14 protein-coding genes are annotated in these 13,018 nt (G+C 73.0%); 5 read left to right on the forward strand and 9 right to left on the reverse strand.

The window, feature by feature from the left end; genetic code table 11:
- Positions 1-257, forward strand: a 257-nt coding sequence (locus tag AB1673_09315; protein ID MEW6154169.1) for a transketolase C-terminal domain-containing protein, incomplete at its 5' end; no start/stop codon positions are given.
- A 63-nt stretch (positions 258-320) separates the two neighbouring features.
- Here AB1673_09315 and AB1673_09320 read toward each other — a convergent pair.
- Entirely contained in the window at positions 321-2,054 is a 1,734-nt protein-coding gene (locus AB1673_09320; protein MEW6154170.1) for a hypothetical protein, read from the reverse strand.
- Between the two features lie 86 nt (positions 2,055-2,140).
- Complete coding sequence (locus AB1673_09325) at positions 2,141-2,593, reverse strand: hypothetical protein (GenBank protein ID MEW6154171.1); 453 nt, start codon at positions 2,591-2,593, stop codon at positions 2,141-2,143.
- Between the two features lie 399 nt (positions 2,594-2,992).
- Between AB1673_09325 and AB1673_09330 the strand changes: the two genes are divergently transcribed.
- On the forward strand, positions 2,993-3,508 hold the full coding sequence (locus AB1673_09330; protein ID MEW6154172.1) for a pyridoxamine 5'-phosphate oxidase family protein: 516 nt from the start codon (positions 2,993-2,995) through the stop codon (positions 3,506-3,508).
- Positions 3,509-3,530: 22 nt separating this feature from the next.
- Here AB1673_09330 and AB1673_09335 read toward each other — a convergent pair whose 3' ends face one another.
- Both AB1673_09335 and AB1673_09340 read right to left on the reverse strand, forming a co-directional pair.
- Positions 3,531-4,394, reverse strand: coding sequence for an ABC transporter permease (locus tag AB1673_09335; protein ID MEW6154173.1), 864 nt, complete (start codon positions 4,392-4,394; stop codon positions 3,531-3,533).
- Positions 4,391-5,371, reverse strand: coding sequence for an ATP-binding cassette domain-containing protein (locus AB1673_09340; GenBank protein MEW6154174.1), 981 nt, complete (start codon positions 5,369-5,371; stop codon positions 4,391-4,393). The genes AB1673_09335 and AB1673_09340 overlap by 4 nt, the downstream gene beginning before the upstream one ends.
- An 83-nt stretch (positions 5,372-5,454) precedes the next feature.
- Between AB1673_09340 and AB1673_09345 the strand changes: the two genes are divergently transcribed.
- Both AB1673_09345 and AB1673_09350 read left to right on the forward strand, forming a co-directional pair.
- Entirely contained in the window at positions 5,455-7,173 is a 1,719-nt protein-coding gene (locus AB1673_09345; protein MEW6154175.1) for a DEAD/DEAH box helicase, read from the forward strand.
- A gap of 3 nt (positions 7,174-7,176) precedes the next feature.
- Entirely contained in the window at positions 7,177-8,046 is an 870-nt protein-coding gene (locus AB1673_09350) for a DUF3097 family protein (protein ID MEW6154176.1), read from the forward strand.
- Between the two features lie 20 nt (positions 8,047-8,066).
- Here the strand turns inward: AB1673_09350 and AB1673_09355 are convergent, their stop codons facing one another.
- From AB1673_09355 to AB1673_09365, 3 genes are read right to left on the reverse strand one after another with little or no spacing between them, the layout of a single operon-like run.
- Positions 8,067-9,083, reverse strand: a complete 1,017-nt coding sequence (locus AB1673_09355; GenBank protein MEW6154177.1) for an NAD-dependent epimerase/dehydratase family protein — start codon at positions 9,081-9,083, stop codon at positions 8,067-8,069.
- The gene (locus tag AB1673_09360; protein ID MEW6154178.1) at positions 9,080-10,354 is read right to left on the reverse strand and encodes a HAMP domain-containing sensor histidine kinase; all 1,275 of its coding nucleotides are present in this window, start codon (positions 10,352-10,354) and stop codon (positions 9,080-9,082) included. Before AB1673_09360 ends, AB1673_09355 begins: the two co-directional genes overlap by 4 nt.
- A complete protein-coding gene (locus AB1673_09365) occupies positions 10,351-11,037 on the reverse strand; it encodes a response regulator transcription factor (protein MEW6154179.1) in 687 nt (228 codons plus the stop codon). Before AB1673_09365 ends, AB1673_09360 begins: the two co-directional genes overlap by 4 nt.
- A gap of 271 nt (positions 11,038-11,308) precedes the next feature.
- Here AB1673_09365 and AB1673_09370 point away from each other — a divergent pair, with 271 nt between their 5' ends.
- Positions 11,309-11,671 (forward strand): DUF3467 domain-containing protein, encoded by a 363-nt coding sequence (locus AB1673_09370; protein MEW6154180.1) that lies wholly within the window; start codon positions 11,309-11,311, stop codon positions 11,669-11,671.
- Between the two features lie 13 nt (positions 11,672-11,684).
- Here AB1673_09370 and AB1673_09375 read toward each other — a convergent pair whose 3' ends face one another.
- Both AB1673_09375 and AB1673_09380 read right to left on the reverse strand, forming a co-directional pair.
- Positions 11,685-12,620, reverse strand: a complete 936-nt coding sequence (locus AB1673_09375; GenBank protein MEW6154181.1) for a transglycosylase family protein — start codon at positions 12,618-12,620, stop codon at positions 11,685-11,687.
- 152 nt (positions 12,621-12,772) lie between these two features.
- On the reverse strand, positions 12,773-12,976 hold the full coding sequence (locus tag AB1673_09380; protein MEW6154182.1) for a cold-shock protein: 204 nt from the start codon (positions 12,974-12,976) through the stop codon (positions 12,773-12,775).
- Positions 12,977-13,018: the final 42 nt, after the last annotated feature.

Here is a 13,018-nt window from a genome sequence, read left to right on the forward strand (position 1 = left end):
CCGTCGACGCCGCCACCTTGGCCGAGGCCGCCCGGGACTGCGGGGGCCGGGTGGTGGTGGCCGAGGACCACTGGGCCGAGGGCGGCCTGGGCGACGCCGTGGCCCAGGCCCTGGCCGCAGCCACCGATGGCCCCCTGCACCTGCGGGCGCTGGCCGTGTCGGCCATGCCCACCTCGGGCAAGCCCGACGAGCTGGTGGCGGCCGCCGGCATCGACGCCACCGCCATCGCCGACGCCGCCCGCAAGCTGGTCGGATAGAGCCTCCTGGCGTCCTCGCGGGCTGGAGCACCATCAGGTGCTCCAGCCAGCCGAGGGCTCATCTCAGGGGTTGCAGCCGCCGAGGTTGGTGTCACCAGGATCGGACACACAGATGTCGCCCGTGGTGTGCGCCCCGCCGTGGAAGAAGTCGCCACCCACGCCGTTGACCGTGTCAAGGATGTCGTCACCGGCATCGCCGCTCAGGCGGTCGATCCCCGCCCCGCCCACCAGCAGGTCGTTCCCGGCACCCCCGGACAGGCGGTCGTTGCCGGGACCGCCGTAGAGCTGGTCGTCGCCCGCCCCACCCGATAGCTGGTCGTCGCCCTCGCCACCGCAGAGGATGTCGTTGCCGCCCATACCCGCGATCCGGTCGTTGCCCCCGAGCCCGAAGATGATGTCGTCACCGGCGGTGCCGATGAGGTCGTCGTCCCCGGCGGTGCCGATGATGGTGGGGACCAGCCCGGCCGGGCAGTCGAGAGCCGTGGGGCCGGCCAGTACGTCGAAGAAGACGTCGGGGTCGGGCCGGCCCGCCGGCCAGTTGGCGTTGGTGACCGTGTTGCGGTTGTCACCCCACATGTAGAAGAACAGCGAGCCCCACCCGTCGATGGCGATGTACTCGCCCATGTAGCACTGGGCTGCCCCGGGGTTGAAGTTGGGGTTTAGCTGGGGCACCCCGAAGGAGACGTCGGTCACCCTGACGATGGGCGCGAAGGTGGCGCCCCCGTCGGCCGAGAAGGCCGTGTACACGTCGATGAGCATGTTGTTGGCCGCGTCGTTGCGCCGGTCGTACCAGACCACGGCCACGTCGCCCGTGTCGTTGACCGCCACGTTGGGCTCGAACTGGTCAGTGGCGCCTCCGCCTCCTCCGATCTGGGTCATGGCGCTCCAGGTGGCGCCGTTGTCGGTCGACCGGCTGAAGAACACGTCGGAGTTGTCGGGGGTGCCCGCCGGGTCGCTGGCCCAGACGATGTAGAGGTTGCCGTCGTTGGGACCGCCGGTGGTGTCGGTCGCCATCCACGCCTGGTGGAGCATGCGGATGTTGCCCGTCAGGGTGGGACGGTTCCCGCCGCCGCAGGCCACGATCGTGTCGGTCCCGGGCTCGCGGGTGGCGGCCGAGTTGACCGTGACGGCCGCCGAGTAGGTAAGGCCCGCATCCACCGAGCGGGAGAACACGATGTCGTCGGTGTCGCGCCGGGCCCAGGTGACGTTTACCGCCCCGTCCGAGCCCACCTGGACGTTGCAGCCGAAGGGGGCCGTGCCGTCGGCGCCGATGACCATCTCGTTCTGGTAGGTGTTGCCGCCGTCGATCGAGCGCATGACCCGCAGCTCGCTCCCGCTGAAGAACCGGGTGAAGCACAGGTAGACGTTGCCGTCGTTGGGGCCACCGGTGTTGTCGACGGCGATCCAGGGCTTGTCGGCCAGGGACGTGTCCCCCAAGGCGACCGAGGCGTTCACCGCCGCCCCGAACGTCTGGCAGCCGTCGGTCGACCGGGCGACACGGATCTGGGTGGTGCCGAGGCTGGCGTAGAAGTAGGTGTCGCTGGCCTCGTGGTAGGCGAGGACGGGGTCACCCCGCTCGCTGATCCCCCCGAGGTCGGTCCAGGTGGCCCCGAGGTCGGTCGACCGGGCCAGGCCCGACAGGCCCTGGGGCCCGAAGTCGTTGAAGCCGGCACAGATCACGCCGTTGGCCCCCACCACCAGCGAGGTCTCGCTCTGGGTCGTGACGTCGTTGGCCACGTCGTCGGTCGTCGGGTCGTTGACCTGCACGTCGACCCCCGCGAAAGCAGACGCCGTCATCGCCAGGCTCACCAGGCCCGCTGCTGCGGCGGCCCCCGTCCGGCGCCTTCCCCCCCGTAGCTTCACTATCCGCTCCTTGTGCGTTGTCAGTCCGGAAGCGCCAGAGAAGCCAGGACCTGTGCGACCTCGGCCCGGCGCTGGGCTTCCAGCTCGGGAGAGGCAGTGACCGCGGTCCTGACCTGGTAGCGCCGTGATGAGGTGTCGACAAAGTAGGTCGATGACCCGCCGCTAGCGGCCACGAAGGCGGGCCGGCCCGCCAGCGTCGCCGCCTGGAACCCGCCGGTGCCACCGTAGGTGGCCGCCATGTAACCGTCGAGGCTGAGGCCTTCGGTGCCCTTCCAGCACAGCTGTACGAACGACTGCAGCACCTGGGCGCCGGGGCCGGAGGCGTCGGGCAGGGCGCGGTCGACCACCAGCGCCGAGGCACAATCGGCGCCCGCCGCGAACGCCGAGGAGATCACCGGCCCGGCCGGGCCCCAGCCGCTCGGGTAGGTAAGCGAGAAGTCACCCTCGACCGAAGACCGGGCCGCGGTGGTCACCGGCGGAGCGGTCGAAGGAGGGGGGTCGCCGCCGGACGGGGGCGCCAGCGTGGGGGTGGTCCCTGGTCCCGTCGGGCCCGTGGTCTCCACCGTCGGTGAGGGGCCCGAGGTCGGTCCCGGTCCGGGGGCGTCGGCTGGGAGGTCCAGGGCGTTCAAGGTAGGTGCCGGCTGCGTGGCTGTGGGCCCAGGCGCGGACGACGGGCTCCCTTCCCCGCCGCAGCTGGCCAGCCCGAACGCGACCACTGCGACGGACAATCTGACCCTCCAGCGTGGAACCGATGCCATGGCTGCACCTCAGCGCTCGGGAGCAGGGTAACCCACCCCCATCGTGTTACGCCGGAGAACGGTTCGGTGTCAAGAGCGCGACAGAACGGGCGCGTTGTGCTAACCCGGAAGGCCATGGGAACCAGCTCGGTGCCGGACCGTGACCGGCCTGTCATGCCCGAGGGTTACGGCGTCCCCGCCTCCAGCGACGGCCTTCTCGAGTGGCCGGCGGTCGAGGACCGGTTGGTGGCCTCGTCCCAGTACTGGATGGCGACCACCCGCCCCGACGGGCGCCCCCACGTGGTCCCCCGGTGGGGGGTGTGGGTCGACGGGCGGTTCTGGTACGACGGCGCGCCCACCACCGTCCACGCCCGCAACCTCACCCACAACCGCGCCTGCACCCTCCACCTGGAAGACGGGTGGAAGGCGGTGATCGTGGAAGGCACGTCCGGGCCGGCCTCACCTCCCGGGCCCGAGCTCGGTGCCCGGCTGTCCCAGGCCTTCGCCGCGAAGTACGCCGGCCGAGGCTACGAACCGGGGCCCGACGCCTGGGAGGGGGAAGGCGCGGGCGGCCTGTGCGTGCTCATGCCCTCCAAGGCCATGGCCTGGTTCGACTTCCCCAACGACGTCACCCGGTTCCGGTTCGGCTGACCGTGCCAGCTGGGGACCGAGGTCACCCGGTGTTCTCGGCCCGGCGGTAGAGGCGGGTGGTGAGGGGGGCGAAGACCGCGGTCAGGGCCAAGGCGACCAACAGGACCACGGTTATCTCGCCCGTCAGCACCTCGCCGTTCATAAGGCCCCGCACGGCCGTGGTGAGGATGGATATGGGGTTGACGTCGACGAACGCCTCCAGCCACCCGGGCAGGGTGGTGGGGTCCACGAACACGTTGGAGAGGAACGTGAAGGGGAAGATGCCCATGAACCCGGCGTTCATCACCGCGTTGGGGGCCCGCATGACCAGGCCGATGGTGGTGAACACCCACGAGAGGGCAAAGGCGAACAGCACGACCAGGCCCAGGGCGCTGACCACCCCGACCACGCCCGCATCCGGCCGGTAGCCGAGCAGCACGCCCACCAGCACGATCACGGTGCCGGCCAGCAGGTAGCGGGCGCTGTCGCCCAGCAACGAGCCCACCAGCGGAGCCGGCCTCCAGATGGGCAACGAGCGGAACCGGTCGACTACACCCTTGGTGAGGTCGGTGTTGAGGGCCACGCCCGAGTAGACGGTCGTGAACAGCACGGACATGACCAAGATGCCGGGCAGCAGGTAGTCGAGGTACTCCCGGGTCGACCCTGCGATGGCACCACCAAAGATGTACGTGAACATGAGCACGAACATGATCGGGGTGATGGTCACGTCGAGGAGTTGCTCGGGGACGTGCTTGACCTTCAGCATCCCCCGCCACCCAAAGGCCACGGCCGCCGCCGCGGGGCCGGGGCGAGGCGGCCGTGGCGCGGTAGAGATGGCCCGCCTGACAGCCTCGGCGTCCGCGGCCGCGGGAGGTGAGGCCTTGGGGGTCGCGGTCCCGTCGCTCATCGTGTCTCCTCTCCGGTCATCTCGGCGGCCCCGTCACCGTCGGCCTTATGGCCGGTGAGGGCCAGGAAGACCTCGTCCAGGCTGGGCTGGCCCAGCGCGAAGTCAGCCACTTCAACCCCGGCGGCCACCAGCGCGGCGATGACCTCGGCCGCCTCGCCAGGCCCCGGACAAGGGACCGACATACCCGCAGGGTCGCTGGCCAGGGTCACGGCGCCCAGAGCCCGTTCGAGTACGGCGGCCGCCTCCGGGCGTTGCGCGGGGTCGAGCAGCCGCACCCGCAGCGAGCCCGGCCCCACCGACTTCTTGAGCTGGGCGGGGGTGCCCTCGGCGATGACCCGCCCGTGGTCGATCACGGCGATGCCGTCGGCCAACTGGTCGGCCTCCTCGAGGTACTGGGTGCACAGCAGCACGGTGGTGCCCTCCGAGACCAGCACCCGCACGATGTCCCACACCTGGTTGCGGGACCGGGGGTCGAGACCGGTGGTGGGTTCGTCGAGGAACATGAGCTCGGGGGTGACCACCAAGCTGGCGGCGATGTCGAGCCGGCGCCGCATCCCCCCCGAGTAGGTGCCGACCAGCCGGCCGCCGTCGGCCGCCAGCCCGAAGGCCTCCAGCAGGTCGCCGGCCCGGGCCTTGGCCCCGGCCCAGGTCAGACCGAGCAGCCGGCCGAGCAGGACCAGGTTCTCCCGACCGGTGAGGTGCTCGTCGACCGAGGCCAACTGGCCCGTGAGGCTGATGGCCCCCCTGACCTGCTCGGCCTGCTCGACAACGTCGAAGCCCATGACCCGGGCCGTCCCGCCGTCTGGGCGCAGCAGGGTGGCCAGTATCCGGATGGTCGTGGTCTTGCCCGCACCGTTGGGCCCGAGCACGCCGTACACCGCGCCGCGCGGCACGGCCAGCTCGACGCCGTCGACGGCGCGCACCTTTCCGAACGTCTTCACCAGGCCGCTCGCCTCGATGGCCAGCGATCCGTTCATTGCGACCTCCCCGCGCCGGGTGGGCCCAGCCGCTCCGACCGTACCGCCGGGCGACCGGGAATGAGGGATAATTTCCGCTCCTCGTGACCTCTGGACCCGAAAACGCCGCGCCCTTTGCCGACCTGGGCCTGCGGGTCGAGCTGGTGGAGGCCCTCGCCGCTCTCGGCTACGAGGAGCCCACGCCCATCCAGCGCCAGGCCATCCCGCCCCTGGTGGAGGGCCGCGACCTACTGGGCCAGGCGGCCACGGGGACAGGCAAGACAGCCGCTTTCGCCCTGCCGCTGCTCGAACGCCTGGCCCCGGCCACCGAGCGCGACAGCCAGCCCGGGGCGCTGGTGCTCGTACCCACCCGGGAGCTGGCCGTCCAGGTCTCAGGGGCGGTCCACCGCTACGGGCGGGGCCTGGGGGTGAGGGTCGTGCCCATCTACGGCGGCCAGCCCATCGTCCGCCAACTCGGTGCCCTGGCCCGGGGCGTCGACATCGTGGTGGCCACGCCCGGCCGGGCCCTCGACCACATCGGCCGGGGGACGCTGGCCCTCGGGTCGCTGTCGGCCGTGGTGCTCGACGAGGCCGATGAGATGCTCGACATGGGCTTCGCCGAGGACATCGAGGCCATCCTCGGGGCCACCCCCGAGGGCCGCCAGACGGTCCTGTTCTCGGCCACCCTGCCGCCCCGGATCGACGGCATGGTGCGGCGCCACCTCCGAGACCCGGTGCGCATCCTGGTCGGCCAGGCGGCCGCCCCCGAGGGGGCCGCTCCCCTCGTGCGCCAGGTGGCCTACGTCGTGGCCCGCGCCCACAAGCCGGCCGCCCTGGGGCGGCTGCTCGACATCGAGTCGCCGGCCGCGGCCATCGTCTTCTGCCGTACCCGGGACGAGGTCGACGAGATCACCGAGCTGCTCAACGGCCGGGGCTACAGGGCCGAGGCCCTCCACGGGGGCATGGCCCAGGAACAGCGAGACCGGGTCATGGGCCGGTTGCGAGCGGGGACGGCCGACCTGGTGGTGGCCACCGACGTGGCCGCCCGGGGCCTCGACATCAGCCAGCTCAGCCACGTCGTCAACTACGAGGTGCCGCCTTCGCCCGACGCCTACGTCCACCGCATCGGCCGGGTGGGCCGGGCGGGGCGCGAAGGGGTGGCCATCACCCTGGCCGAACCACGCGAGCACCGGATGCTCAAGACCATCGAGCGGGCCACCCGCCAGCACATCTCGGTCGAGAAGGTGCCCAGCAGCGCCGACCTCCAGGCCCGCCGGCTCGAGCTCACGCGGGCCGCCTTGGAGGAGTCGATCCGCCAGGACGACCTCGACCGCTTCAGGGTGGTGGTGGAGACCCTGGCCGACCAGTTCGACGTCATGGAGGTGGCCATGGCGGCCGTGAAGCTGGCCCACGAGGCCTCGGGGCTGGTCGTCGACGACGAGGACATCCCCGAGGCGGTCGTGCGGCCCCCCAAGCCCCACGACCGGGCCGGGGCCGGCGGCCCGGGTGGCTCCGGCTGGGCCGGGGCGGGCGGGGCCGGGGCGGGCGGCCGCAAGGGCCGGCCGATGCGGGGCGGGGGGCGCAGCGCCCGGCTCTTCGTGGGCGCAGGCCGCACCTCCGGGCTGAGGCCCGGTGACCTGGTCGGGGCCATCGCGGGCGAGACCCGGCTGGCCGGGCGCGACATCGGGGCCATCGAGATCGCCGACCGGTTCTCGCTCGTCGAGGTGCCGGCCGACGCGGCCGACGAGGTGGTGGCCGCCCTGAAGGCCACGACCATCAAGGGGCGCAAGGTGACGGTGCGGCGGGCCCACGAGGACCGCTGAGCGGTGGGCGACGCGAGCCTGCCCCCAGGCGCGGCTCCTCCTCCCCGGCGCCGTGACCCGTGGGCCGGGATCCTGTCCGGGCCGGTCGACGGCCCCGCCCGGCTGGCGGCCACCTACCCCGACGTCGACGGCCGCCCTGGCCTGGCCGTGGTCCACCGGGGCAGTGCCTTCCGGGGCGTGATCGCCCGCTTCGAACGCGACGGCGTGGTCCTCAAGGGGGCCAGCGGGCTGGAGCGGGTCTTCCGGCTGACGCCCGGCGGGTTCTCCCTCGACGGCCGTTCGGTGACGCTCAAGCCACCCCGGCCCGCCCCCGCCGGGCCCGCCGGCCCGGCCCGCACCGCCTCCGGCTCTCTGGCCGTCGCCCCCCGACGCGCCCGAGTGGCCCGGGCCGGGCGCATCCTCGTCGAAGGGGTGCACGACGCCGAGCTGGTCGAGCAGGTCTGGGGTGACGACCTGCGGGCCGAAGCCGTCGTCGTGGAGCGCCTCGACGGCCTCGACAACCTGGCGGCTGTGGTGGCCGCCTTTCAGCCCGGGCCGGGTCGGCGCCTCGGGGCTCTGGTCGACCACCTCGTGCCGGGTACCAAGGAGGCCCGCCTGGCGGCGGCCGCCGTGCACCCCCACGTCCTGGTGACCGGCACTCCGTTCGTCGACATCTGGGAGGCGGTGAAGCCTTCGGTGGTGGGCATCGAGGCGTGGCCCGCCGTCCCCTACGGCGAGGACTGGAAGCAGGGCGTGTGCCGGCGCCTGGGGGTGGACAGCCCCTCCACCATGTGGCGGCGGGTGCTGGCCTCGGTCCGCTCCTACGCCGACCTCGACCCCGCCCTGGTGGGCGCCGTCGAACAGCTCATCGACTTCGTGACCGCCCCCGACTGACCGAACCGGGGCCAGTCCGTTCAGCCCCGTAGGCCCGCGACCAGGTCGGTGGCGGCGCGAAAGCCAAGGCGGCGAGCGGCCAGCTCGGGTGAGGCGAAGACGTGGCGGACATCACCCGCCCTCCACTCACCGGTCACGACCGGGCGCGACTCGGGGCGGCAACCGGCCGCCTCCCACAGGGCGCCGGCCAGTTGGCCCACCGTCCGGGGCGTGCCGCTGCAGACGTTGACAGCCAAGAAGCCCTCGTCCACCTGGGCGCCGGCGGCAGCCACGTTGGCCCGGGCCACGTCGGTCACGTGGACGAAATCGCGGGTCTGGCGGCCGTCCTCGTACACCCGGGGGGGCCGACCGGCGGCCAGCGAACTGGCGAACAGGCTGGCCACGCCCGCGTAGGGGGTGTCGCGTGGCATCCGGGGCCCGTAGACGTTGTGGTAGCGCAGGGCCACGGCCGTGGCCCCGCACTCGCGCACGTAGGCGGCCACCAGGTGCTCCTGGTGGACCTTGGTGGCGGCGTAGACGTTGCGGGGGTCGATCGGGGCGTCCTCGGTCACCGCCTCGGCCACCAGGTCGCCACCGCACCGGGGGCAGGGCGGCTCGAACTGCCGGGCGTCGAGGCGGGCCGGGGGGCGGGGGGCGGCCCGCACCGACCCGTGGGCCGCGCACCGGTACCGGCCCTCGCCGTAGACGACCATGCTGCTGGCCAGCACGACCCGGCCCCCGAACCCGGTCCGGTGCAGCCCGGCCACCATGGCGGCCGTGCCCATGTCGTTGTCGTCGGCGTAGCTGGTCACGTCCGCGAAGTCGGTCCCCAAGCCCACGCGAGCCGCCTGGTGGAAGACAGCGTCGAACGGGCGGGCCAGCGCGTCGTCCCACGTGGCCTGGTGGCGGACGTCAGCCCGCACGTAACTGGCCCCCTCATTGGCCCACCGAGGCCGGGGCGCCCGGTCGAGGACGGTCACCTGGTGGCCGGCCTCCACCAGCAGGTCGACCACGTGGGAGCCGACGAACCCGGCGCCGCCGGTGACCAGCGCCCTCACGCCCGCGGGGCCATGGGCAGGCGCACCGTGAACCGGCAGCCCGGCCCCTCGTTGGCCACCACGATCTGGCCGCGGTGGGCGTCGACCAGACCCTTGGCGATGGCCAGGCCCAGGCCGCCCCCGCTGCCGCCGCCGCGCCCGTCGGCGGGCGTGCGGGCGTCCTCGCCCCGGAAGGCGAGGTCGAAGACCCGGGGAAGGTGGGCGGGCTCGATGCCGCCACAGCCGTCAGCCACCGACACGTAGGCCGAACCCTGCTCGACGCCCGCCTCTACCCACACCGTCCCGTCGCTGGGCGTGTGGCGAATGGCGTTCTCCAGGAGGTTGCGCAGCACCCGCGACACCTCGGGGGCCGAGAGCAGGAGCGGCGGGGGCTCGTCGGTGAGCCGGCCCTCCAGGTGGACCCCCTTGGCCGACGCCACCGGACCGGCGGCCGACAGCGCGTCCGAGACGAGGTCGGTCAGCGAGGACCGTTCGAGCTGGAGGCGCAGAGCGCCGGCTTGGATCCGGCTTAGCTCGAACAGGTCGTCGACCAGCTCGGCCAGGCGGTCGGCCTCCTGGCGGAGCGTCCGGTGGTAGCGGGCCACCGTGGATGGTTGGTCGACGACCCCGTCCTCGAGGGCTTCGGTGATGGCCCGGATGGCGGCCAGGGGCGTCCGCAGGTCGTGGGAGACCCAGGCCACCAGCTCGCGCCTCGACGACTCCAGGGCCCGCTCGGCCGCCCGGGCCTCCTCGAGCCGGGCCGACATCTCGGCCAGCTCGGCCGCCAGCGAGGCCAGCTCCCCACCCGCGGGCTGGTGGGGCGCCGGCCGGCCCCCGGGCTGGCCGTCGCCGTCGCCGTCGCCGTCGCCTTCGCCGGTAGGTTCGCCGATGCGCCTGACCACGTCGAGCAGCGAACGGCTCCCGCGGGCCACCTGTTCGCCCAGCAGTAGGGCCACGACCACCCCGACGGTGCCGCCCGCGAGGATCACCACGGCCAGGGTGGGCAGGTCATGGGCCGCGAAGTACATGCCCCGGGCGGCCACCAGGGTGCCGGCAGCCACCGCCCCCACGGTCGTGAGGCTCACGACCACGAGTTGGACGGCGATCGACCGGTGGCGGGCCTTGGCCAACAAGGCGGCGCCCATCAGCCCGGCCATGGCGGCTGCCCCCACGGCCCACCCGGCCAGCCCGAGGGCTCCGGCTGGGCCGCGGCCCAGGGCCATCGACACCCCGACGGTGGCGACCGCCCCGACCACCCCGGCGGCGGCCGTGGCCCGCTGGATGGCGGTCACGGCTCGAACCGGTAGCCCACGCCCCACACGGTCTGTATGTGCTCGGGCTGCGACGGGTCGCTCTCGACCTTCTCCCGCAGCCGCCGCACGTGCACGGTGACCGTCGAGGTGTCGCCGAAGCTGTACCCCCAGACCTGTTCGAGCAGGGCCTGGCGGGTGAACGCCTGGCGAGGGTGGCGCAGCAGGAACACCAGCAGCTCGAACTCCCGCTGGGTGACGTTGACCACCGACCCCGCCACCCGGAGCTCACGGGCGAGCACGTCAGCCTCGATGGCCCCGGCTCTCAGGACCGCCGGACCGTGGCCCGGAGCGGCCAGCGGGGCCTGGGCCCGGCGGAGCACGGACTTGACCCGGGCGACCAGCTCCCGGGGCGAGAACGGCTTGGTCACGTAGTCGTCGGCCCCCAGGTCGAGGCCCATGACCCGGTCGCTCTCGTCGCCCCTGGCCGTGAGCATGATGACCGGTACGGGGGCCATCGCCCGCAGCCGCCGGCAGACCTCGAGGCCGTCGAGGCTGGGCAGCATCAGGTCGAGCACGACGAGGTCAGGGGGCTCGGCCACCGCCCTGGCCAAGGCCACCGAGCCGTCGGACACCGACTCGACGGCGAAGCCCTCCCGGGCCAGGTAACGGCCCACCACCTCCGAGACGGTGGCGTCGTCGTCCACGACCAGCACCCGGGTCATGGGCCCAGCGTAGGGACTACAAGCCGCCTCGGCGGCCGGCGGCGGTCGGGTTCCGCGAACCGTAAGGAGCCCGCCCTGGCTCATCACCGAGGAGTTGCTGGAAGAGCTCGGAAGGATGACCGTCTTCGGCTTCCGCTGAACCAGCCCCGCTGGGCGTGGGTTCCGAGGACGCCCCGTTCCGACGTGGCTGTTGGCCGCGAGTCGGCCAGAACCCAGGAAGGTAGGGCCAGAAGCGAGGCCACCTTGACCGTGGAGGCACTAGAACTGGGCCATGGCAGGCGAGATCGAGGACGACGAGGGGCCCCGGGGCGACCCGCCCACGCACTACGAGCTACGGGTGCCTCCCGAGCTGGACGGCGGGGTGTACGCCAACTTCCTGGGGGTCTGGCACACGGCCCACGAGTTCACCCTCGACTTCGCGGCCACGCTGCCTCCCGAGCCCCTCCAGACCCCCGACGGCCCGGCCATGCGGGTGCCCTGCCGGGTGACGGCCCGCGTCAAGGTGCCGCCCACTCTGGTCTTCGAGATGCTCCGGGCGCTGAACATCAACATGACCGGCTACGAAGAGCGCTTCGGGGAGATCCGACGGCCGGGGGAGACCGGTCCGGTACCGCCTCCCCCGCCCTCTTCCTGAGACCGGCGTAGGGTCAGTCGGGTCGGCCGCAGAGCGGGGCGACGGTCCACTGCGACCAGCCGGACCGCTCCTGGAGCTGGCGGGCGGCCGCGTCCTGCACGTCGGGGGGGTAGTCGCTGGCCGTCCCCGTGTAGCCGAGGGACTGCCACGTGCTGTCGAGGAACTGGTAGGCACCGCCGCCAGGCGAGGCGTAGTTGTTGCCCGACTCCAACTGGCGGATACAGGCCCACGTCTCGTCCTCAGGGCCTCCCGAGACGGCCGTGTCGGCGGGCGCGGGGCCGGCCGCCGTTGGCGCAGTAGCGGCCGCCCGCTGAGCGGTCTCGGCGTCACGCCGGGCCTGCTCGGCGGCCACCAGCGTGGCGATCTCGCCGTTCAACTGGGCCAGGAGCGCTCGCTGGCCCCTCACCGCCTTGTCGAGGGCTGAACGGTCGGCCTCGATGGCCTCGGCTCGGGCCTGGGCGCGTCGCTGGGCGACGCCCGCCCTGTCCCTGAGCGCCTCCAAGTCGTCTCGCACGGCCCGGAGGTCGCCGATCAGCTTGCGGTCGAGGCCTGAGACCACCCTCAGGTAGGCCCGGCGGGCGATGTCGTCGCCGGGGTTGGTGGCCACCAGGTACCGCAGGACCGAGACCGACCCACCCACCACGTAGGCGTCCTGGGCCTGGACCACCAGCGACTGCTTGAGCTCGTCCTGGCGCCTGGTGGCGGCCGCGATGTCGTTCTCGGTCTGGCGGACCACGGCCTCGGCGTCGCGCAGCTGGTCCTGGGCCTGCCGCAACGACACGTCGAGAGCCACGATCTCCCGGGCCTGGGCGCTGAGACGGTCGGCCAGGGCGGCCGCTTCAGCCCGCTTGGCGTCGACCTGGCCCGATGCCGCCGGCGGGCCGACCTGAAGGGTCAGCACGGCCACGATGGCCATCACGCCGATGCGATGTCGGGGCGGTGCGGACATTCGCCTCCTGCCGGCCGGCTTCCGCGGCCCTGCTCCCACCTGGCAGGACCGGCCGCCGGCGACCGCCAGCCGGGGCCCACCACGAGGACCGCGGTTGAAAGCCTACCGACCGGGGCTGGGCCTTGCCTATTCGCGCCCCCTCGGGGCGGGCCTCAGCGGATGGGCCGGACCTCGCTGGCCTGAAGGCCGCGGGGGCCGGTGGTGACCTCGAACTCGACCGCCTGGCCCTCCTCGAGGTTGCGGTAACCGTCCCCCTCGATGGCCGAGAAGTGGACGAAGACGTCGTCCCCGTCGGAACGGGAGATGAACCCGTAGCCCTTCTCGGCGCTGAACCACTTGACCGTGCCGCTTGCCATGGACCGTTCTCCTCCTTGAAGCCGTCGACACTAGAACGGGCA

The sequence above is a fragment of the Actinomycetota bacterium genome, from assembly GCA_040754375.1.
Classification (GTDB): Bacteria; Actinomycetota; Acidimicrobiia; order Acidimicrobiales; family AC-14; genus JBFMCT01.

Excerpts from the sequence above, each read along its gene's own strand:
- AB1673_09320 (MEW6154170.1), bottom strand. The coding sequence starts at position 2,054 with ATGACGGCGTCTGCTTTCGCGGGGGTCGACGTGCAGGTCAACGACCCG.
- AB1673_09330 (MEW6154172.1), top strand. The coding sequence starts at position 2,993 with ATGGGAACCAGCTCGGTGCCGGACCGTGACCGGCCTGTCATGCCCGAG.
- AB1673_09335 (MEW6154173.1), bottom strand. The coding sequence starts at position 4,394 with ATGAGCGACGGGACCGCGACCCCCAAGGCCTCACCTCCCGCGGCCGCG.
- AB1673_09340 (MEW6154174.1), bottom strand. The coding sequence starts at position 5,371 with ATGAACGGATCGCTGGCCATCGAGGCGAGCGGCCTGGTGAAGACGTTC.
- AB1673_09365 (MEW6154179.1), bottom strand. The coding sequence starts at position 11,037 with ATGACCCGGGTGCTGGTCGTGGACGACGACGCCACCGTCTCGGAGGTG.
- AB1673_09370 (MEW6154180.1), top strand. The coding sequence starts at position 11,309 with ATGGCAGGCGAGATCGAGGACGACGAGGGGCCCCGGGGCGACCCGCCC.
- AB1673_09375 (MEW6154181.1), bottom strand. The coding sequence starts at position 12,620 with ATGTCCGCACCGCCCCGACATCGCATCGGCGTGATGGCCATCGTGGCC.
- AB1673_09380 (MEW6154182.1), bottom strand. The coding sequence starts at position 12,976 with ATGGCAAGCGGCACGGTCAAGTGGTTCAGCGCCGAGAAGGGCTACGGG.